Here is an 18,718-nt window from a genome sequence, read left to right on the forward strand (position 1 = left end):
CAGAATGTGCTCATCCCGCAGCCCGCACCGGGAGTGCGGCGCCGCCGATTCGCGGCGGGGAGCGTGGAGGGCATGAATGGGCAGTACGCCGTGGTTTCTGGAGAGCGTGGCCGCCGACGGTGCACGCGTCACGCATCGCATCGACAGGCTGCCGTTCAGCGTGGGTCGCGATCAGGGCAATGACCTGACCATCGAAGCCCAGGGGCTGTCCCGCCGGCACGCCGAGTTGCAGGCCGATGAGGTCGGAGGACTGCTGGTCGTCGACCTGGGCAGCACCAACGGCACTTTCGTCAATCACGAGCGCCTGGCGGGCCCGCGGCAGCTGGCGCCCAACGACATCATCCATTTCTGCACTGCCGAGTTCCGCCTGACCCACGACGAGACCCTGGCCGCGGCCACCGTCTCCGAGCCCCGTCCGATGCGCACGATGGTGGTGCCGGGCACCAACCCCCTGAGCCAGAACTTTGTCCGCCAGGAGGCGCAATTCCTGGAGTTCCTGGGCGGCCGCGGCCTGACGGCGGCGGCGCAACCCATCGTCGATGCCCGCACCGGCCGCCTGCTCGCCTACGAACTGCTGGGGCGCAGCACCCACCCCGACCTGCCCGGCTCGCCCATGCATCTCTTCATGATGGCCGCCACGCTGCGCCGCGAGGCCGAGCTGAGCGAAGCCTTCCGCTCCTACGGCGTGCGGGCGCTGGCACCCAAGGCCCAGGGCGTGCATGTCTTCGTCAATGCCCATCCGAGCGAGACCTTCTCGGAGGCCTTCTTCCAGTCCCTGCACACCCTGCTCGCCCTGCCGGAGCGGCCGAAGCTGGTGGTGGAGGTGCATGAAAGCGCGGTGGTCGAGGTCGAGCGCATGCGCGAGCTGGCCGAGAGGCTCAAGGGCATAGGTGTGGCCTTCGCCTACGACGACTTCGGTGCCGGCCAGGCCCGCCTGAACGAACTGGCCGAGGTGCCGGCCCATTTCGTCAAGTTCGACATGGGCATCGTGCGCAATCTGCATGAGGCCAGCGAGCGCAAGCAGCGCATGGTGCGCGACCTGGTGCGCATGGTGCTGGAGCTGGGCTCCATCCCCCTGGCCGAGGGCGTCGAGCAGGAGGCCGAGGCCGAGATCTGTCGCGACATGGGCTTTCGCCTCATCCAGGGCTATCTGACCGGCAAGCCGGTCATGGTGGACAAGCTGTAGCAGCCCGCCTGGCGGGCGTCAGCCCGGCGCCTGCTGCAATGCCGCACTGAGCCTGTCCACCACTTCGGCCCAATCGGCGTCTTCGAGCAGTTCCTCCCTCAGCAGCGTGGCCTGGGCGGGAGTCCAGAACGAGGCCTCGGCCAAGGGCACGCCGGCCCCGAGCGGCGCATGGGCGCTCAGGAAGGCGGCAATGCCAGCATCGTCGGCTGGCAAACCGAGCTGGCTGAACAGGTCGGAGAAGCTGTGAAACGGGCTGTCCATGGTCTTGATTCCTCCGTGCGTCGACAGTATGGACCTAGCCCCGGCGTCCCGCGACCACCGAACCGACGACCACCAGGGCGGCACCGGCCCAGAAGCTCAGCGGCAGCGCCGTGCTCAGCCACAGCGAGGCGAACAGGGCCGACAGCAGCGGCGTGGCATTGGCGGCCAGGCCCAGGGTGCCGACATTGCCACGCAGGATGGCCAGGTTCCACAGCGCATAGGCCGCGCCGACGGCGCTGCCGGCCAGCAGCACTTGGCTGACTGCAGGCAGCGACCAATGCATGGCCGAGGCGCCGGGCTTGAGCAGATGCAGCGCCCAGAAGGCGACAGCGCTCAAGGCCATGAAGAGCCAGACCCCATTGCAGCCCCGGGCCAGCCGGTTCGTGACCGTGCAATAGAGGGCCCAGGTGAAGGCAGCCCCGAGGGCCAGGCCATAGCTGAGCGGGTTGCCCGCAGCGTGGGCGACAAAGCCGGCAAGCGCGAAGCCGTGGGCCGGCATGCAGGCCACGACGACGCCGGCGAAGGCCAGGGCCAGGCCGGCCAGCAGGGCCGCTCCGACGCGCTGGCCCATGGCGAGCGCCGAACACAGCACCGTCAGGCTGGGCCACAGGTAGTTGACCATGCCCACTTCGATGGCCTCGCTGCGGTTGCGGGCCAGGCCCACGGCCAGCGCGAAGCAGAGCTGGTAGCCGACAAAGAGGACCGTGCCCAGCACCAGGTAGACGGGCGGGAAGGACTTCAGTGGCGTGCGCTTGGTGATGCCGAACAGCAGCAGCGCGCTCAGCGTGTACAGCACCGCCGCGCCGCCGGTCGCCCCCAGATGCTCGGTGATGCCACGCATCGTCCCGACGGACGTGCTCCACAGCAGGATGGCACCCAGGCCCATGGCCAGCGCGACGCGAGAAGAAACGGCCACTCAACAACTCCCCGCAGACCGGGGAGTCGGTCATGCGCTCAAACGTCCAGGCCGAGTTCCTGGATCTTGCGCGTGATCGTATTGCGGCCGATGCCGAGCTTCTGCGCGGCCTCGATGCGGCGGCCCCGCGTGATGTCCAAGGCCGTCAGGATGAGCTGGGCCTCGAACTTCTTGGTCAGCGCATCCCACACATCGGTCTCGCCTGCCGCCAGGCGCGCGCGGGCATCGGCGGCCATGTCGGCCAGCCAGCCTTCGCCGCTGCTGGTGCTGGCAGGCGCAGCAGCGGGCGCGGGCGCCGCGGCGCTGGGCTGAGCGACCGGCGTGCTCGTCATGGCCGTCGTGGACGGCGCCGGCACATAGCCCGGCTGGACCTCATCCGGCAGGTCCTTGGGCTCGACGACCTGGCTGGGCGCCATGACGCTGAGCCAGTGGCAGATGTTCTCCAACTGGCGGACGTTGCCGGGGAAGTCGAAGTTGGTCAGCACCGTCAGGGCCGCGTCGGACAGGCGCTTGGGCTCGACGCCCAGCTCGGTCGCGCTGCGCTGCAGGAAGTGGCGGGCCAGCGAGGGCACGTCCTCGCGGCGCTCGCGCAGCGGCGGCAGGCGCAGGCGAATGACGTTGAGGCGGTGGAAGAGGTCCTCGCGGAACACACCCTGGCGCACGCGGTCTTCCAGGTTCTGGTGGGTGGCCGCGATGACGCGCACATTGCTGCGCATGGGGCTGTGGCCGCCGACGCGGTAGAACTGGCCGTCGGACAGCACGCGCAGCAGCCGCGTCTGCAGCTCGAAGGGCATGTCGCCGATTTCGTCGAGGAAGAGGGTGCCGCCATCGGCCTGCTCGAAGCGGCCGCGCCGCGAGGCCTGGGCGCCGGTGAAGGCGCCGCGCTCGTGGCCGAAGAGTTCGCTCTCCAGCAGGTCCTTCGGAATCGCCGCCGTGTTGATGGCCACGAAAGGCCCTTCGCCACGCGGGCTGTGCTTGTGCAGGGCACGCGCGACCAGCTCCTTGCCCGAGCCGCTCTCGCCCGTGATCATCACGGTGACATTGCTCTGCGACAGGCGGCCGATGGCGCGGAAGACGTCCTGCATGGCGGGCGCCTGGCCCAGCATCTCGGGCACCTGCGCGGCGGCTTCCTGCTCGCCGGCCTCGCGCTGGCTCTCTTCCTGGGCGCGGCGGATCAGCTCGACGGCGCGCGGCAGGTCGAAGGGCTTGGGCAGGTACTCAAACGCACCGCCCTGGAAGGCCGAAACGGCGCTGTCCAGGTCGGAGTAGGCCGTCATGATGATGACAGGCAAGGCCGGCAGGCGGGCCTTGACCTTGGCCAGCAGCTCCAGGCCCGAGCCCCCCGGCATGCGGATGTCGGACACCAGCACCTGTGGCGAGTCGTCATCGAGAGCGGCGAGCATGTCGCGCGCATTGCTAAAAGACCGCACCGGCAGGCCTTCGCGTGCCAGGGCCTTCTCGAGCACGAAGCGGATCGAGTGGTCGTCGTCAACAACCCAGATGGATTTCATGCGGTTCCTCAGCCCCTCCCGTCGGCTTGTGGCGTCAAGGCAAGGGCAGCGTGATTCGGAAATTCGTCAGGCCCGGCTCGCTCTCGCAATCGATCATGCCCTGATGTTGCTGGGCGATCGTCTGCGCAAGCGTGAGTCCGAGTCCCGAGCCGCCCTCCCGTCCCGAGACCAGGGGAAAGAAGATGCGATCCCGGATCTCGGCGGGGACGCCGGGACCGTTGTCCTCGATATGCAATTCCAATGCCAAGCGCCAGCGCTGCTTGCCGATGGTGACCTGGCGAGAGACGCGGGTGCGCAACACGATCTGGGCATCGCCGGCCGAAATGCGCGAACCCAGCACCTGAGCGGCGTTCTGCACGATGTTCAACACCATCTGGATCAGCTGCTCGCGGTCGCCGCGGAAATCGGGCAGGGAGGTGTCGTAGTCGCGCTGGATGACCAGGCCCTTGGGATGCTCGATGAGCACCAGCGCCCTCACCCGCTCACAGATCTCGTGGATGTTGACGTCGCCGACGACCTGGGCCTTGCGGTGCGGCGCCAGCAGCCGGTCCACCAGGCTTTGCAGGCGGTCGACCTCGTGGACGATGACCTGGGTGTATTCGGTCAGCTCCGCCTGGCCGGTCTGCAGCTCCAGCGCCAGCAGCTGGGCCGCGCCGCGGATGCCGCCCAGCGGGTTCTTGATCTCGTGGGCCAGGTTGCGCGTCAGCTCCTTGGTGGCCTGCACCTGGTCAAGGCTGCGCTCATCGCGGTCCTGGCGCGCCTGCTGGGCAATCTCGATGAGCTCCACCAGCACGCGCGGCTCGCCGTCGTCGCTGGCGTCCATCTGCGACACGATGACGTGCACGGGCAGCCCATCCTCATGGGCCCAGGCGCCGCGGCGCAGCAGGGCATCGAAGCGGCTGCTGGAGTAGTGGTTGGCGGCCACGCCGGCCAGGGTCTCCAGCAGGCGCTGGGCGTCGTCGAACCAATCGGCCAGTTGGGCCTTCTGCACGGTGCGGCGCGACAGGCGCATGCCGTTCTCGAAGGCGGCATTGGCAAACAGGCATTCGCCGTCGGCGCGGGCGACCACGACCATGGTCGCCAGCAGGTCCAGGCCGGCGAACTCGGCCGGCAGCAGGGGGGTATCAGTCATGGCGCACACCGGCGCCGGGCCGATGTTCAGGAAGGTAGTTTGGCGATTTCGCGCTTGAGCGCCTGGATATCGGCCTCGTGGCGGGCGATGCTGTCCTTGAGCTCGGCCATGCGGTCCAGATAGCGCTGGTAGTTGCGCTCGTCGCCCCGGCGCTCGCCCTGGCCGTTGCTGAACTCCTTCTGGGCCGCGCTAAGGCGCTCCTCGGCCGCGCGCAGCTCGGTCTGCAGCACGCGCCGGCGCTCGTCGTCGCGAACGCGCTGCTGGCCGGCATCGACGCGGCTGTCAGCACCACGCTGCCCCTCGGCCACCGGGGCGCCGGGCGCCGCGGGGCGCGGCTTGGGCGACTGCAGCACGGTGATGGGCGTGCCCTCGATGGTCCTGCAGCCCTTCTCGTTGGCTTCCTTGGCGGACAGAGCATCGGTGTAGAGCACCGGCGGGCCGGGGCAGCGGTAGACGGTGCCTTCGGCCTGCGCGCCCAGGCTGGCCAGAACGAGCAGCGGTGCCAGCAATCGATTCAGCATGGCGGGATTGTGGCTCAGCGGCATCAACAAAAAAGGGGCCGCAGCAGCGGCCCCCTTCGCCGGGGATGTCCAAGGCAGCGGTGAGGCTGCCCATGGTCATCACAGCGCGTAGTACATGTCGAACTCGACCGGGTGGGTCGCCATGCGGAAGCGCGTCACTTCCTGCATCTTCAGGTCGATGTAGGCGTCGATGTAAGAGTCGGTAAACACGCCGCCCTTGGTCAGGAAGGCGCGGTCCTTGTCCAGATAGTCCAGGGCCTGGTCGAGGCTGTGGCAGACGGTCGGGATCTTCGCGTCTTCTTCCGGCGGCAGGTGGTAGAGGTCCTTGGTGGCGGCTTCGCCCGGGTGGATCTTGTTTTCCACGCCGTCCAGGCCGGCCATCAGCAGAGCCGAGAAGGCCAGGTAGGGGTTGGCGGAAGGATCCGGGAAACGCGCTTCGATGCGGCGGCCCTTGGGGTTGCCGACATAGGGGATGCGGATCGAGGCCGAGCGGTTCTTGGCCGAGTAGGCCAGCTTGACCGGGGCTTCGAAGCCGGGGACCAGGCGCTTGTAGGAGTTCGTGCCGGGGTTGGTGATGGCGTTCAGCGCACGGGCGTGCTTGATGATGCCGCCGATGTAGTACAGGGCGAACTCGCTCAGGCCGGCATAGCCGTCACCGGCGAACAGGTTCTTGCCGTCCTTCCAGACGGACTGGTGAACGTGCATGCCGCTGCCGTTGTCGCCCACCAGGGGCTTGGGCATGAAGGTCGCGGTCTTGCCATAGGCGTGGGCGACGTTCTGGATGATGTACTTCTGCAGCTGCAGCCAGTCGGCGCGCTGCACCAGCGAGCTGAACTTGGTGCCGATTTCCATCTGGCCGGCGTTCGCCACTTCGTGGTGATGCACTTCGACCGGGATGCCCATCTGTTCGAGGATCAGGCACATCTCCGAGCGCATGTCCTGGCCGCTGTCGACCGGGGGCACGGGGAAGTAGCCGCCCTTGACGGTGGGACGGTAGCCGCTGTTGCCGTGCTCGTATTCCTTGGACGAGTTCCAGGCGCCTTCCTCGGACTCGATCTTGAAGAACGAGCCGGACATCTCATTGCCCCAGCGCACGCTGTCAAAGATGAAGAACTCGGGTTCCGGACCGAAATAAGCCGTGTCGCCCAGGCCGGAGGCCTTCAGATAAGCCTCGGCGCGCTTGGCCAGCGAACGCGGATCGCGCTCATAGGCCTTGCCGTCGGCGGGGTCGACGACGTCGCAGGACAGGATCAGCGTCGGCTCTTCGAAGAAGGGGTCGATGTTGGCCGTGTTCGGATCGGGCATGAGCAGCATGTCCGAAGCCTCGATGCCCTTCCAGCCGGCGATCGAGGAGCCGTCGAAGGCGTGACCCGACGTGAACTTGTCTTCGTCGAAATGGGAAACGGGCACGGAGACATGCTGCTCCTTGCCACGGGTGTCGGTGAAGCGGAAGTCAACGAACTTGACTTCGTTGTCCTTCACCATGCTCATCACATCGGCGACGGTCTTGGCCATCAATAGCTCCTAGCGGGATCGGTCAGGGGTGGGTTGCCGCCGCCGACGCACACGCGCCTGCGGCCACGGGGGGATTCAAAGCAGGTTGCATGCCAGATGCACCGACATGGGTAGTGCCCGGCAACGCCGGGCATTATGTGGCGGCAGGGGTTACGGCGCGAGAACTATCGCACCAGCTCGGTGCTGATGGACGCACCAAACTGGATCACGCCCTGTTTGAGGGCGTCATAGGCCGGCGAGAGCTGCTCGGCGTCGCCCTTGACGCCGAGTTCGATGCAGCGGCCCCACTGCGGATGATCCACGCTCGGCAGGCTGAACACCTTGACGCCGGGAAAGCCGGTCTCGACGGCCTCCATCAGCGGCGTCAGGCTGGCTTCCATGGCGCCCTGCACGATCAGCGAGCGCTCGATGACGCCGACCTGACGGTGCAGTTGCGGATAGCGGTCCAGCACCCAGGCCATCATCGGATGGGCCATGACGGGGAAGCCGGGCACGAAGTGGACGTTGCCGACGTAAAAGCCCGGGATCTTGTTGAAGGGGTTGGGGATGATGCCCGCCCCCTCGGGGAAGACGCCCATCTCCAGACGGCGATGCGTGTCGGGCTCATCGGGGCCGACGGTCTTGCCCTGTTCGGCCGCCATCTGCTGGATGCGCTGCCAGATCAGCTCGCGCGCCTCGGGGTGCAGGGCCAACGGCCGGCCCAGGGCCATGGCGGCGGACTGGCGGGTGTGGTCGTCCGGCGTGGCGCCGATGCCGCCGCAGCTGACGATGAGGTCGCCACTGGCAAAGGCCTCGCGCAATCTGCCGACCAGCAGCTCGCGGTCGTCGCCCAGGTACTGCGCCCAGGCCAGTTGCATGCCGCGCTGGGACAGCAGTTCGATGAACTTGGCCAGGTGGGAGTCCTGGCGCTTGCCGGACAGGATCTCGTCGCCAATGATGATCAGTCCAACTTGCATGCGTTTCAGTTCTCCAGGAGGACGGCGGATTCGGCCACCGGTTCCGCCGCCCTTCGCGCCTGCAGGGCGGCGAGTGCGTAATGCGTGAACCAGGCGGTGGAGAAGGCGAACACCAGCGTATACAGCCAGATCGCCAGCAGTACGACAAAGGGGGCAAAGATGATGGCAGCCACGCCGGCAACGGCCCAGATCAGCGACGGCACCGCGCCGAGATAACCGCAGACCACGCCCATGGCCAGCATGGGCGCGCGGTGCTCCTTCAGCAGGGCGCGGCGCTCCTCGCTCGAGGCATGGTCGGCCAGCACATCGAAGCCGAAGACGCGGTAGGTCAGCCAGCCCCAGATCAGCGGTGGCAGCACCATGACCAGCGGCGGGATCAACCACAGCGGCATGGACAGGATGATGAGCACGAGGGCGATCAGCGTGGCGCCCAGCGATGCCGCGACGCTCTGCATCAGCGTGCCGCCGCGCTTCTTCTCCAGCAGCGGAAAGCGGCGCTGAGCCACCAGGCGCACGATGGCCGGGGTCATGAACAGCGCGACCAGCAGCAGGCTGAGCAGGATGACGACGGGCAGCAGGCCTGCCAGCACGACCATGCCGGTCAGTGCGCTGCGGAAGGACTGCAGGCCGAAGCTGTCCAGCCATTGCAGCAGGCTCTCGATGAGATGCCAGCTCTCCAGCGTCGCCCGCACGCTGGCGTTGGCGGTCTCCCAGAAAAAGAACATGAAGGCGAACACCAGGCTGCCGGCGACGACCAGGGGCAGCAGCGACAGGCCGATGACGCGCGGGTGCAGGCAATACGCGACGGCACGCCAGAAGGAGTCGACGAGGCTTTGCATCAAGCAGTTTTCCTGAACGAGCCGAACAGCCGGACCAGCCCCAGCCATTGCTGGCGCCAGAAGCCGGTGCCGTAGTCGCGGCCGCCCTCCTCTGGGAGCTGGTCGCGCACGCCGGTGGCGTCGAAGCGGTTCTCGAAACTGGCCGTGCGGAACAGCAGATCCCACAGCGGCAGCAGTACGCCGAAGTTGTGGCCACCCAGGGTGCCACGGCCGCCGGACTCATGGCCGATGCCGATGCTGTGGTGCAGGCGATGAAAGCGCGGGCTGATCAGCAGCTTCTCGCCGATGCGCCCGAAGCTGATGCGCGCATTCGCATGCTGCAGGCTCTCGTGCAACTGGGTGATGACGGTGATGGCGACGAACTGACCCGGCTCCACGCCGATGAGGCGGGCCAGCAGGGCCAGTGCGGTGCCCAGCAGCACATCGTCCAGCAGATGGTTGCGGTTGTCGCTCCACATCGTCATCTGGCGCTGACTGTGGTGCAGGCTGTGCAGGGCCCACCACCAGTTGAACTGATGCTGGGCGCGATGCAGCCAGTAGCCGACGAAGTCGAAGACGACGAGATACAGCAGCAGGCTGACCCAAGCGATGTCGGTGACGCCGGGCCAGAGGCCGTCCAGCTGCCAGGTCGGCAGGCCAGCCATGCGCAACTCGGCGGCGATGCCATCCCACAGCGGCTCGATGCTGAAGAACATCAGCAGGCGCACCAGGCCGAGGCGGTGGATCAGCGTGTAGATGACATCGGTGCGCACGGCCGCGTGGTCGGTGATGGGCTCGACGGGCCAGCGCCTCTCCAGGATGCCGATGCCGAGCACGATGACGGCGACCTGGATCAGGCCGAGCAGCAGCCAGCCGGTGGCATCGAAGGCGTCTTCCAGCAGATTGCCAAAACCCAGGGCGAACACCACCGGCTGCACGATGGACTCGTAGAGCCACAGCTGCAGGCTGTCAAAGGTATTGGAGATCCAGTCGATCACGGCTTGCGGGCGTAGGTCTTGGCGCCTGACCGCAGGGCAACCTTGCTGTCCTTGGTCTCGGCGGTTTTGAACAGGCTGGCAAAGCGCGGATGCTCGCGCAGCGGTGCAAAGCATAGGCCCCGCTGCTCCAGGCCCGTCATCAGCGGCTCAAGCACCGCAGGCGCCCAGGGGTCTTGGCGCTCCCAGATGCCGAGATGGGCGAGCAGGATGTCGCCCGGCTTGATGTCGCGCAGCGCCTTCTCCAGCAGCTGGGCATTGGGGTTGGTCTGGCTGGGCAGTTCGTCGCCCAGGAAGCCGGCGCGGCTCCAGCCCACATGCGTGAAGCCGCAGGCCTTGGCGGTGTTCAACAGGGCTGTCGATGAGCGGCCGGCGGGCGCGCGGAAGATGGGGCCCAACGGCTTGCCTGTCATGGCCGTGAAGCGCTCGCCGACCTTCTTGAGGCTTTCGCAGTACTGCTCGGGCGTCAGCTCGCGCACGACGGGCGGGTTGACGCCGGCCTGGGTCTTGACCTTGAAACGCACCACCTTGCCGTCGGCATCCAGCACGTCTTCCAGGAAGATGTCGTGGTCCCAGGTGTGGGATCCGAAGTCATGGCCCTCGGCCGCGCGCTCGCGCCACCAGGGCGCCCAGGTCTCGTCCAGCGTCGTGCCGCCGGTCAGCGTGGGCTCGCTGGCGAGGAAGAAGGTCGCCTTGGCGTTGTGCTTCTTCAGCGTCTCGGCGATCAGCGGCGCGACACCCATATGGCCGGTGTCGAAGGTGAGATAGACCGGCTTGTCGCAAGACGGTTGCGCTGCGGCCGTGGTGACCGCCAGCGCGAGGACCCAGGCTTTCATAGACGTGGCTGATGGTCCAGCGTCCAGATGCCATGTGGCGACTTGCCCACCTTGACCTGCTTGACGACCTTGCGCGTGGCGGTGTCGATCTGCGTGACCTTGCCGGCCCAGCGCGAGGTGACGAGCAGGGTCTTGCCGTCGGTCAGCAGCTCCATGTCGTCGGGGCCGGCCGGCGCGGGGAACTGGTCGACGACGGCCAGCGTCGTCAGGTCGATCTTGCTGATGGTGTTGGCCGCACGGTTGCTGACCAGCACATGGCGCTTGTCGCCCCAGGCGCGGAAGGAATGAGCGCCGGCGCCTGTCAGGATGCGCTTGGCCAGCTTGGGCGCGCCAGCGCCACTGACGTCCCAGACCTCGACGAACTTGTCGCCCGTCAGGCCGACCAGCAGGAACTTGTCATCCGGCGTCAGATAGATGTCGGCCGGCATCTTGCCGACGGCCTGCTTCCACTTGACGTTCTGGGTCGCCAGGTCGATGGCCAGCAGCTCATCGCTGTCCTGCAGGCTGGCATAGAGCGTGGTGCTCTTGGTGTCGATGTTGAGGTGACTCGGCGTCTTGGGTGCCGGGATGCGCTTGACCAGCTGAAGCGGCTCCGTGGCGGCGCTGCCCTGCCAGCGGTAGAGGTCGACGCGGTCCAGCCGGTTGGAGGCGGTGACGAACCACTTCATGTCCGGCGAAAAGCGCAGGTGGTAGGGATCGGGAATGCCCCGCACCACGCGCTGGACCTCGGCCGTGCGCGGATCGATGAAGGTCAGCGAATCGGCCAGGGCGTTGGCGACGATGAGGGACTTCTCATCGGGCGACAGATAGAGGTGGTGGGGTTCCTTGCCCGTCGGGATGCGCTTGACGACGGAGAAGCTGACCGGGTCGACGACCGAGATGTCGGCATCCAGGGAATTGAGCACGAAGACCGGCGGGCGGCCGTTGGCCTGGGCCAGGCCGGCCAGCAGCATCAGGAGCGCGAAGGCGCTGCGACGAAACATCAGGAGTCCTTGCAAAGCAAAAAGGGCGGCAGTTGCCGCCCTCTACAACGCCGCAGTTTACCGGGGCGCTTACTCGTCATCGCCTCCAAGGATGCCGCCCAGCAGGCCGCCACCGGCAAAACCACCGAGAACCGAGCCCTCTTCCTTGTGGCCGCCCATCTGCGGCGCGGCGGCAAAGATGCGTGAAGCCAGGCGCGAGAAGGGCAGGCTCTGCAGCCAGATCTCGCCCGGACCGGTCAGCTTGGCCAGGAACAGGCCTTCGCCGCCGAACAGCGCCGTCTTGATCTTGCCGACGTACTGGATCTCGAAATTGACATTGGGCGTGTAGGCCACGACGCAACCCGTGTCCACCAGCAGGGTCTGACCCGGTTGCAGGCTGCGCTTGACGATGGTGCCGCCGGCGTGCACAAAGGCCAGGCCATCGCCGTCGAGCTTCTCCATGATGAAGCCCTCACCGCCAAAGAAGCCCGTCGACAGCTTCTGCTGGAAGGCGATGCCCAGGGACACACCGCGCGCCGCGCACAGGAAGGCGTCCTTCTGGCAGATCAGCGTGCCGCCGAGCTGCTTGAGGTCCATCGCGATGATCTTGCCCGGATAGGGCGATGCGAAGGCCACGCGCTGCTTGCCGCTGCCGTTGTTGGTATAGACCGTCGTGAACAGCGATTCGCCGGTCAGCAGGCGCTTGCCGGCGCCGAGCAGCTTGCCGAAGAAGCCGCCCTGCCCGGCCGAGCCGTCGCCGAAGACGGCGTCCATGCTGATGGACGAGTCCATGAAGAACATCGAACCGGCTTCGCCGATGGCCGCCTCGCCGGGATCGAGTTCGATCTCGACGAACTGCATCTCGGCACCCTTGATCTCATAGTCGACAACATCCATGGCCATATGGCTCTCCCGTCTATCAAAAACGGCCCGCATGATAGCCACGGCCGGTGTCTCCAATTTCCATTTCCGTATTGACAGAAATTACAGACGGCGTACGCTCGCGCCATGGAACTCACCGACATCGCCCGCCGCTTCATCGTCCACTGGGGCGAGATGGGCTCCAACTGGGGCGTCAACCGCAGCGTCGCCCAGATCCACGCCCTGCTCTTCGTGCACGGCCAGCCCCTGCATGCCGAGGATATCGCCGACACCCTGGTGCTGGCCCGCTCCAACGTCAGCAACAGCCTGAAGGAACTGCTGAACTGGCGGCTGATCCGCGTCACCCATGTGCTGGGCGACCGGCGCGACTACTACGAGACCTCGGGCGATGTCTGGGAGCTGTTCCGCACCATCGTGCGCGAACGCAAGGAGCGCGAGTTCGATCCCACCGTGGCCCTGTTGCGCGAGCTGTCCCAGGACCCGGCCCTGGACAAGGAGGCCCCCGCCCTGCAGGACCGGCTGCGCAGCACCCTGGACTTCATGCAGACCCTGGGCAGCTGGAGCGACGAGATGCTGCGGCTGTCACCGGCCACGCTGGAGAAGATCCTGCGCCTGGGCGCCCAGGTGCAACGCTTCGTGAGGCCGGGTGACGGGGCCGAAACCGGGGCGCCCAACGTCTTCCCGGTCACGCCTCCCATGCCGCCGATGGGGTGAGAAACAAGCGCCTCTTCCGGGGCCCTTTTTTTGCCTTGCAATTTCACTTTAGACAGAAATAACCGCCATGACCGCAAATCAATCCCAGATCCACACCGTCTACTACGACGGCGCCTGCCCGCTGTGCCGCGGTGAGATGGCGCTGCTGATGGCCCGCAATGGCGCAGGCCTGCTCGAGTTCATCGACATCGCCGCGCCTGGTTTCGACCCAACGCCACTCGGCGTGAGCCTGGACGCGATGCTCAAGCTCATCCATGTGCGCCGGCCCGATGGCGGCTGGCTGATCGGCATTCCGGCGTTTGAGGTCATCTACGCGGCCACCGGATTTCCCGGCATTGCACGCTGGCTGCGCCGGCCCTGGTTTGCGGCCCTGGCTGCGCGGGCCTACCCCTGGCTCGTCAAGCACCGCTACCAGATGCCCCACAACCTGGTGCGGGGCCTGTTTCGTCTTCAAGAGCGCAGCTGCCCGGTCGACGGCAGCTGCCGCGTGAACTGATTCAACCCAAGGAGAGCAAGCATGCTTGAACTGAACTTTTCCCTGACCCTTCTGATTGCCGTGCTCGGCCCCGTCATTGCCATCGGCTATCTGCAGCCCATCCTGCTGGTGGTGCTGGACTCGCTGTGCGTCGAGCCCCTGCCCGGCAAGGTCGGTGCCCACTTCTGGGTGCGCAGCGCCTATGTGCTGGCCATCGCAGGCACGCTCGTGCTGGCGCTGACCTTTGGCGACATCCGCGGCAGCATCCTGGACGCCGTGCACCGCGCGCTGTGGCTGACGGCGGCCGGATGCTTCGTCAGCATCGCCGTCATCTCGAGCCGCGTCTGGGCGCCGGTGCAGCAAAGGCTGGCCAGGCAGGCCAAGCCCATGGCATCCCTGGGCCCCGTCGCAACCGCTGCAGCCTCGAGGTGAAGCCATGAAGATCCTCGTTGTCGGCGCCGGCGGCTTCGTCGGCCGCCATCTCCTCACCGCCCTGGCCGCCGCCGGCCATGAAGCGGTGCGAGCCGACCTCCAGCCGGTGGACTGCTGGGACCTGCCCGAGGCCTGGGAGACGCAACTCAAGGGCGTGGACGGCGTTGTCTACACGGCCGGCTCCCTGCGTGACCAGGCGGGTGGGGTGAACGACCTGCTGGATCTGATGCACCACCGCGCACCCGCCGCCCTGGCCGACGCCTGCGAGGCCCGCGGCATCGGTCGCCTCGTGCATGTGTCGGCGCTGTGCGGCGGCGTCAGCGCCTATGCGCGCAGCAAGCAGGCCGGCGAGATCGCCCTGGCCGGGCGCGCCTGCATCGTGCGGCCCAGCCTCATCATCGGCGTCGGCGGCATCAGCAGCCGCCTGCTGGACCGGCTCAGTCGCCTGCCCTGGCTGCCGCTGCCGGCCGCCGTGGCTCGCTGCCGTGTGCAGCCCATCCGCGTCGAAGACCTGGCGGCCGGCATCGTCGCGGCGCTGCTCACTCCCCACGCTCCCTCATGGACCGCCGTGGGTCCCGAAGCCGCGACGGTGGCCGAATGGATCGCGCGCCGCCGCGCCACCCGCGGCCTGAGCACGGCCCGCCAGGTCGAACTGCCCGATGCGCTGACGCGCGCTTCGGCCCGCCTCGGCGACCTCATCCCCCTCGGCCCCTGGTGCAGCACGGCTCTGGACCTGCTGGCCCACGACAGCGCCGAGCCCGCCGGAATTTCGCCGCTGGGCCGGCCGCTGCGCAGCGCCATGCAAGGGGCCTGGGCATGACGGCCGCCCGACTCTCGCTGGCCCGCGCCTCCCTCGTGCTGCTGTGGTGGGGCACCGTAGCCGCCAGCCTGCATGACGGCGGCGCCGCGGGCATGGCCCTGCTGCAGAAGACCACGGGCATGGACGCCGGCATGGCGCTCGCCGTCGTGCTGCTGGGCAGCGCCTGGGACGCCGGCATCGGCCTGCTGATCCTGCTGCGCCCCGGCGCCCTCAGCTACCGCCTGGCCGCGGCCGGCGTCATCGGCATGACGGTAGTGGCCACCTTGCTGCTGCCCATGCTGTGGCTGGACCCCTTCGGCCCTTTCCTGAAGAACCTGCCCGTGCTGGCCCTGCTGGCCCTGCTGGAGCGCCCCACCGCATGAACACCTATCTGCTTGTCAAATGGCTGCACATCGTGTCGAGCGTGCTGCTCGTCGGCACCGGCTTCGGCTCGGCCTTCTATCTCTTCTTCACCAACCGCAGCGCCAACCTCGAAGCGCGCGCCGTCGTCGCCCGCCTCGTCGTGCGGGCCGACCTGTGGTTCACGTCGCCCGCCGTCATCGTGCAACCGCTCAGCGGCCTGTGGCTGGCGCATGCCGCCGGCTTGCCGGTCACGACGCCTTGGCTGCTCGCGTCCATCGTGCTCTACGCCCTGGCGGGCGCCTGCTGGCTGCCGGTGCTGTGGCTGCAGCTGAAGATGGCGCGGGAGGTCGAGGCCGCGCTGGCTCACGGACGCAGCCTGTCACCGCGATATGCCGGCTGGCAGCGCACCTGGGAGGGGCTGGGTTACCCGGCCTTCATCGCCATGCTGGCCGTGTTCTTCCTGATGGTGAACAAACCGGCCCTCTGGGCCTGATTCCCATGTCCACGCCCTCTCCCCACGCGACACCCCGGCCCCACACCGTCTACTACAACAGCGCCTGCCCCGTCTGCGAGGCCGGCGTATGCGCGATGCGCGCGCGCATCGCCGAGGCCGACGTCGAGTGGGTGGACATGCACAGCCAGCCAGAGCGTCTTGACGCACTCGGGCTCGACCTGGAAGACGTCCGCGAGCGGCTGCATCTCATCGATTCCGAAGGCCAGCTGCAGATAGGCGCACCCGCGCTGCTCACCACCTGGTCTCTGCAGCCGCGCTGGGGCTGGCTGCTTCAGCCGCTGGCATGGCCCGGCCTGCGAACCCTCACCTCGTGGACCTACAACGCTTTCGCACGCCAGCTCTACCGCTGGAATCGTCGCCGCGGGCACTGGTGACCCCTTCAGGCAAGGAAAACAGCATGACCACGCATACCAACTTCGATGCCGGCGAGCTCGACAAGTTCCAGGCGCTGGCTTCGCGGTGGTGGGATCCGGATTCCGAGTTCTGGCCCCTGCATGCGATCAATCCGCACCGGCTCGAATGGATAGCCCAACTGGCGGGGCTGGCGGGCCAGCAGGCACTGGACGTCGGCTGCGGCGGCGGCATCCTGGCCGAAGCCATGGCAAACCGCGGCGCTGCCGTGCTGGGCATCGATCTCGCCGACAAGGGACTGAAGGTGGCGGCGCTGCATGCGGCGCAGAGCAAGGCTTCGGTCACCTATCGCCACATCGCGGCAGAAGACCTCGCTGCCGAAACACCCGCTGCCTTCGATGTGGTGACCTGCATGGAGATGCTGGAACACGTACCCGATCCGGCCCAGGTCGTGGCCGCTTGCGCGACGCTGGTGAAACCCGGAGGCTGGGTGTTCTTCTCGACCATCAACCGATCGCCCCTCAGCTGGCTGGTCGCCATCCTGGGCGCCGAACGTCTGCTGAAGATCCTGCCGCGCGGCACACACGATTTCTCCAAGTTCATCCGACCTGCCGAGCTGAAGGCGATGGCCGCCGCGGCCGGATTGGTGCTTCGTGACGAAAAGGGTCTTCGCTACCACGCGTTCACCCGGCGCTTCAGGCTGGGGACCTGGATGGGCGTGAACTATCTGCTGGCGATGCAGAAGCATCCCTAGAACCTCGGCTGGCTTCTGCGTAAACCCTAGTCGACCGTCAATTTGGAACCGGTTCCAATGCCCCGGCGACAGGAGGCTGACGCGGCAGTTCTGCATGGCTTTCGGATCGCATCCACAAGCGCGAACGCGCAAACAAGGAGACACCGAACCATGACCCACTTCCGCCCGTCCCTCGTCCGAGGGCTGTTGATCGCCGCCCTCGCCGGCCTCAGCGCCACCGCCCACGCCGCCCTGCCCATGCTGCGCGCCAGTGGCCGCAATGTCGTCGACGCCGCCGGCAATGTCGTGCCGCAGCGCGGCCTCAACCTCGGCGGCTGGTTCGTCATGGAGAAATGGATGACCCCGCTGGACAGCGGGGCCCTGCCCGACCACTACAGCGTCATGCGCACGCTGAACAACCGCTTCGGCGTCGCCGCCCAGCAGGCGCTGATGAAGGGCTACCAGCAGAACTGGATCACCACGGGCGACCTCGACAACATCAAGGCCGCCGGCTTCAACACCGTGCGCGTGCCGGTCTGGTGGGGCCAGTTCTATCCGCTGGACAACGTCTCCAACGCCGGCTGGCGGCCCGATGCCTTCGAGATGCTGGACTGGCTGGTGAACGCCTGCGCCCAGCGCGGCCTCTACGTCATCATCGTCATGCACGGCGTGGTGGGCAGCCAGTCCACCTCCGACACCACCGGCCAGGCCAACACCAACGCCTACTGGAGCAATGGCAACCACCAGGGCAACACCGGCTATATGTGGTGGCAGATCGCCAACCACTACAAGGGCAACCCGACGGTGGCGGGCTACGACCTGCTCAACGAGCCCACCGGCGCGCCCAACAACGCCGCCGTCATCTCGGCCTACGACAGCCTCTACAGCACGGTGCGATCGGCCGACCCCGACCACATCATCTACCTCGAGGGCACCTTCTCCAGCTGGAACTGGGACATGCTGCCCTCGCCCAGCTCGCACAACTGGACCAATGTCGTCTACCAGATGCACGAGTACCAGTACGGCAACATGAGCGACGCGGGCGTGCGCGCCGGCACCGACAAGCAGGTCAACGATTTCAACAATCACGCGAGCTGGAACGTGCCGGGCCTGATCGGCGAGTTCAACGACTTCGGCAACAGTTCGGCCACCTGGCAGTACACGGTCAACGCCTACAACAACGCCGGCCTGAGCTGGACGATGTGGTCCTACAAGGCCACCCATGGCCTGGGCAATGACAGTTGGGGCTTCTACAACCCGACCTACTGGCCCCAGACACCCAATATCTCGACGGACTCCCAAGCCACCATCGCCTCGAAGTGGGCGCAGTGGACGACGGCCAACGCCTTCGCCAAGAACCCGGCGCTGGGCATCAGCGGCGGCGGTGTCAACGGCCCTCGCGGCGTGTCGACAGGCAGCTGGTTCAACGTCATCAACGTCAAGAGCGGGCTGTGCGTCGATGCCGCCGGCTGGGGCACGGCCAACGGCACGGCGCTGCAGCAATGGAGCTGCGGCAGCAACCAGACCAACCAGGGCTGGCAGTTCCAGACGGCCAATGGCGACATTCGCAAGGTGGCCAATCGCGGTGCGAGCTCGGAAGTCTGGGACGTCGCCAACAACGCCTCAGCCAACGGCTCGCCCACCCAGCTCTGGGCCTATGGCGGCGGCGCCAACCAGCAGTGGCGGCCGGTGCTGCGCAACGACGGCTACTACCAGTTCGTCGGCCAGGCCAGCAACCGCTGCCTGACCGTGGCGGGCGGCGCCACCACCAATGGGGCAGCCCTGCAGATCGCCGATTGCGACGGCAGCGCCCAGCAGGGCTGGAAGCTGTCGGCCCAGCCTTGAG

22 protein-coding genes are annotated in these 18,718 nt (G+C 67.2%); 10 read left to right on the forward strand and 12 right to left on the reverse strand.

The window, feature by feature from the left end:
- Positions 1 to 76 precede the first annotated feature (76 nt).
- Positions 77 to 1,186, forward strand: a complete 1,110-nt coding sequence (locus J2X20_RS05620; RefSeq protein WP_310262023.1) for an EAL domain-containing protein — start codon at positions 77 to 79, stop codon at positions 1,184 to 1,186.
- An 18-nt stretch (positions 1,187 to 1,204) separates the two neighbouring features.
- Here J2X20_RS05620 and J2X20_RS05625 read toward each other — a convergent pair whose 3' ends face one another.
- The 12 genes from J2X20_RS05625 to J2X20_RS05680 all read right to left on the reverse strand — a co-directional run bounded on the left by J2X20_RS05625 (position 1,205) and on the right by J2X20_RS05680 (position 12,512).
- On the reverse strand, positions 1,205 to 1,447 hold the full coding sequence (locus tag J2X20_RS05625) for a DUF2789 domain-containing protein (RefSeq protein WP_310262026.1): 243 nt from the start codon (positions 1,445 to 1,447) through the stop codon (positions 1,205 to 1,207).
- Between the two features lie 34 nt (positions 1,448 to 1,481).
- Positions 1,482 to 2,363, reverse strand: coding sequence for an aromatic amino acid DMT transporter YddG (yddG, locus tag J2X20_RS05630; protein WP_310262028.1), 882 nt, complete (start codon positions 2,361 to 2,363; stop codon positions 1,482 to 1,484).
- A 38-nt stretch (positions 2,364 to 2,401) separates the two neighbouring features.
- Positions 2,402 to 3,874, reverse strand: a complete 1,473-nt coding sequence (gene ntrC / locus J2X20_RS05635; RefSeq protein WP_310262031.1) for a nitrogen regulation protein NR(I) — start codon at positions 3,872 to 3,874, stop codon at positions 2,402 to 2,404.
- A gap of 34 nt (positions 3,875 to 3,908) precedes the next feature.
- Entirely contained in the window at positions 3,909 to 5,006 is a 1,098-nt protein-coding gene (glnL, locus tag J2X20_RS05640) for a nitrogen regulation protein NR(II) (RefSeq protein ID WP_310262034.1), read from the reverse strand.
- 26 nt (positions 5,007 to 5,032) lie between these two features.
- Entirely contained in the window at positions 5,033 to 5,527 is a 495-nt protein-coding gene (locus J2X20_RS05645) for a hypothetical protein (RefSeq protein WP_310262036.1), read from the reverse strand.
- Between the two features lie 99 nt (positions 5,528 to 5,626).
- Positions 5,627 to 7,042 carry a type I glutamate--ammonia ligase gene (gene glnA / locus J2X20_RS05650; protein WP_310262039.1) on the reverse strand — a complete coding sequence of 472 codons (1,416 nt, stop codon included), beginning with the start codon at positions 7,040 to 7,042 and terminating at the stop codon, positions 5,627 to 5,629.
- A gap of 164 nt (positions 7,043 to 7,206) precedes the next feature.
- A complete protein-coding gene (locus tag J2X20_RS05655) occupies positions 7,207 to 7,998 on the reverse strand; it encodes a competence/damage-inducible protein A (RefSeq protein ID WP_310262042.1) in 792 nt (263 codons plus the stop codon).
- Positions 7,999 to 8,003: 5 nt separating this feature from the next.
- Entirely contained in the window at positions 8,004 to 8,837 is an 834-nt protein-coding gene (locus J2X20_RS05660) for an EI24 domain-containing protein (protein ID WP_310262044.1), read from the reverse strand.
- Positions 8,837 to 9,811: a sterol desaturase family protein gene (locus tag J2X20_RS05665; RefSeq protein WP_310265115.1), complete on the reverse strand. Its 975-nt coding sequence runs from the start codon at positions 9,809 to 9,811 to the stop codon at positions 8,837 to 8,839. The genes J2X20_RS05660 and J2X20_RS05665 overlap by 1 nt, the downstream gene beginning before the upstream one ends.
- A complete protein-coding gene (locus tag J2X20_RS05670; RefSeq protein ID WP_310262047.1) occupies positions 9,811 to 10,647 on the reverse strand; it encodes a polysaccharide deacetylase family protein in 837 nt (278 codons plus the stop codon). Before J2X20_RS05670 ends, J2X20_RS05665 begins: the two co-directional genes overlap by 1 nt.
- On the reverse strand, positions 10,644 to 11,630 hold the full coding sequence (locus tag J2X20_RS05675) for a YncE family protein (RefSeq protein WP_409034133.1): 987 nt from the start codon (positions 11,628 to 11,630) through the stop codon (positions 10,644 to 10,646). Before J2X20_RS05675 ends, J2X20_RS05670 begins: the two co-directional genes overlap by 4 nt.
- A 69-nt stretch (positions 11,631 to 11,699) precedes the next feature.
- Positions 11,700 to 12,512 carry a TIGR00266 family protein gene (locus tag J2X20_RS05680; RefSeq protein WP_310262050.1) on the reverse strand — a complete coding sequence of 271 codons (813 nt, stop codon included), beginning with the start codon at positions 12,510 to 12,512 and terminating at the stop codon, positions 11,700 to 11,702.
- 105 nt (positions 12,513 to 12,617) lie between these two features.
- Here J2X20_RS05680 and J2X20_RS05685 point away from each other — a divergent pair, with 105 nt between their 5' ends.
- From J2X20_RS05685 to J2X20_RS05725, 9 genes are all read left to right on the forward strand, one after another.
- The gene (locus tag J2X20_RS05685; protein ID WP_310262052.1) at positions 12,618 to 13,205 is read left to right on the forward strand and encodes a GbsR/MarR family transcriptional regulator; all 588 of its coding nucleotides are present in this window, start codon (positions 12,618 to 12,620) and stop codon (positions 13,203 to 13,205) included.
- A gap of 67 nt (positions 13,206 to 13,272) precedes the next feature.
- Entirely contained in the window at positions 13,273 to 13,701 is a 429-nt protein-coding gene (locus J2X20_RS05690; RefSeq protein ID WP_310262054.1) for a thiol-disulfide oxidoreductase DCC family protein, read from the forward strand.
- A gap of 21 nt (positions 13,702 to 13,722) precedes the next feature.
- A complete protein-coding gene (locus tag J2X20_RS05695; protein WP_310262057.1) occupies positions 13,723 to 14,112 on the forward strand; it encodes a hypothetical protein in 390 nt (129 codons plus the stop codon).
- A 4-nt stretch (positions 14,113 to 14,116) separates the two neighbouring features.
- The gene (locus J2X20_RS05700) at positions 14,117 to 14,932 is read left to right on the forward strand and encodes a sugar nucleotide-binding protein (protein ID WP_310262060.1); all 816 of its coding nucleotides are present in this window, start codon (positions 14,117 to 14,119) and stop codon (positions 14,930 to 14,932) included.
- The gene (locus tag J2X20_RS05705) at positions 14,929 to 15,294 is read left to right on the forward strand and encodes a DoxX-like family protein (protein WP_310262062.1); all 366 of its coding nucleotides are present in this window, start codon (positions 14,929 to 14,931) and stop codon (positions 15,292 to 15,294) included. Before J2X20_RS05700 ends, J2X20_RS05705 begins: the two co-directional genes overlap by 4 nt.
- A complete protein-coding gene (locus J2X20_RS05710) occupies positions 15,291 to 15,767 on the forward strand; it encodes a DUF2269 family protein (protein ID WP_310262065.1) in 477 nt (158 codons plus the stop codon). The genes J2X20_RS05705 and J2X20_RS05710 overlap by 4 nt, the downstream gene beginning before the upstream one ends.
- Before the next feature lie 5 nt (positions 15,768 to 15,772).
- The gene (locus tag J2X20_RS05715; RefSeq protein WP_310262067.1) at positions 15,773 to 16,162 is read left to right on the forward strand and encodes a thiol-disulfide oxidoreductase DCC family protein; all 390 of its coding nucleotides are present in this window, start codon (positions 15,773 to 15,775) and stop codon (positions 16,160 to 16,162) included.
- A 23-nt stretch (positions 16,163 to 16,185) separates the two neighbouring features.
- Positions 16,186 to 16,893, forward strand: a complete 708-nt coding sequence (ubiG, locus tag J2X20_RS05720) for a bifunctional 2-polyprenyl-6-hydroxyphenol methylase/3-demethylubiquinol 3-O-methyltransferase UbiG (protein WP_310262070.1) — start codon at positions 16,186 to 16,188, stop codon at positions 16,891 to 16,893.
- A 150-nt stretch (positions 16,894 to 17,043) separates the two neighbouring features.
- A complete protein-coding gene (locus J2X20_RS05725) occupies positions 17,044 to 18,717 on the forward strand; it encodes a cellulase family glycosylhydrolase (RefSeq protein ID WP_310262074.1) in 1,674 nt (557 codons plus the stop codon).
- Position 18,718 lies beyond the last annotated feature (1 nt).

The sequence above is a fragment of the Roseateles saccharophilus genome (assembly GCF_031458095.1).
Lineage (GTDB): Bacteria > Pseudomonadota > Gammaproteobacteria > Burkholderiales > Burkholderiaceae_C > Pelomonas > Pelomonas saccharophila_A.

Coding starts and splice junctions, on each gene's coding strand:
- J2X20_RS05655 (WP_310262042.1), bottom strand. CDS start 7,998: ATGCAAGTTGGACTGATCATCATTGGCGACGAGATCCTGTCCGGCAAG.
- J2X20_RS05725 (WP_310262074.1), top strand. CDS start 17,044: ATGACCCACTTCCGCCCGTCCCTCGTCCGAGGGCTGTTGATCGCCGCC.
- glnA (WP_310262039.1), bottom strand. CDS start 7,042: ATGGCCAAGACCGTCGCCGATGTGATGAGCATGGTGAAGGACAACGAA.
- J2X20_RS05710 (WP_310262065.1), top strand. CDS start 15,291: ATGAACACCTATCTGCTTGTCAAATGGCTGCACATCGTGTCGAGCGTG.
- J2X20_RS05660 (WP_310262044.1), bottom strand. CDS start 8,837: ATGCAAAGCCTCGTCGACTCCTTCTGGCGTGCCGTCGCGTATTGCCTG.
- J2X20_RS05685 (WP_310262052.1), top strand. CDS start 12,618: ATGGAACTCACCGACATCGCCCGCCGCTTCATCGTCCACTGGGGCGAG.
- J2X20_RS05690 (WP_310262054.1), top strand. CDS start 13,273: ATGACCGCAAATCAATCCCAGATCCACACCGTCTACTACGACGGCGCC.
- J2X20_RS05670 (WP_310262047.1), bottom strand. CDS start 10,647: ATGAAAGCCTGGGTCCTCGCGCTGGCGGTCACCACGGCCGCAGCGCAA.
- ubiG (WP_310262070.1), top strand. CDS start 16,186: ATGACCACGCATACCAACTTCGATGCCGGCGAGCTCGACAAGTTCCAG.
- J2X20_RS05695 (WP_310262057.1), top strand. CDS start 13,723: ATGCTTGAACTGAACTTTTCCCTGACCCTTCTGATTGCCGTGCTCGGC.
- J2X20_RS05715 (WP_310262067.1), top strand. CDS start 15,773: ATGTCCACGCCCTCTCCCCACGCGACACCCCGGCCCCACACCGTCTAC.
- J2X20_RS05680 (WP_310262050.1), bottom strand. CDS start 12,512: ATGGCCATGGATGTTGTCGACTATGAGATCAAGGGTGCCGAGATGCAG.
- ntrC (WP_310262031.1), bottom strand. CDS start 3,874: ATGAAATCCATCTGGGTTGTTGACGACGACCACTCGATCCGCTTCGTG.
- J2X20_RS05625 (WP_310262026.1), bottom strand. CDS start 1,447: ATGGACAGCCCGTTTCACAGCTTCTCCGACCTGTTCAGCCAGCTCGGT.
- J2X20_RS05705 (WP_310262062.1), top strand. CDS start 14,929: ATGACGGCCGCCCGACTCTCGCTGGCCCGCGCCTCCCTCGTGCTGCTG.
- J2X20_RS05645 (WP_310262036.1), bottom strand. CDS start 5,527: ATGCTGAATCGATTGCTGGCACCGCTGCTCGTTCTGGCCAGCCTGGGC.
- J2X20_RS05675 (WP_409034133.1), bottom strand. CDS start 11,630: ATGTTTCGTCGCAGCGCCTTCGCGCTCCTGATGCTGCTGGCCGGCCTG.
- glnL (WP_310262034.1), bottom strand. CDS start 5,006: ATGACTGATACCCCCCTGCTGCCGGCCGAGTTCGCCGGCCTGGACCTG.
- J2X20_RS05620 (WP_310262023.1), top strand. CDS start 77: ATGGGCAGTACGCCGTGGTTTCTGGAGAGCGTGGCCGCCGACGGTGCA.
- J2X20_RS05700 (WP_310262060.1), top strand. CDS start 14,117: ATGAAGATCCTCGTTGTCGGCGCCGGCGGCTTCGTCGGCCGCCATCTC.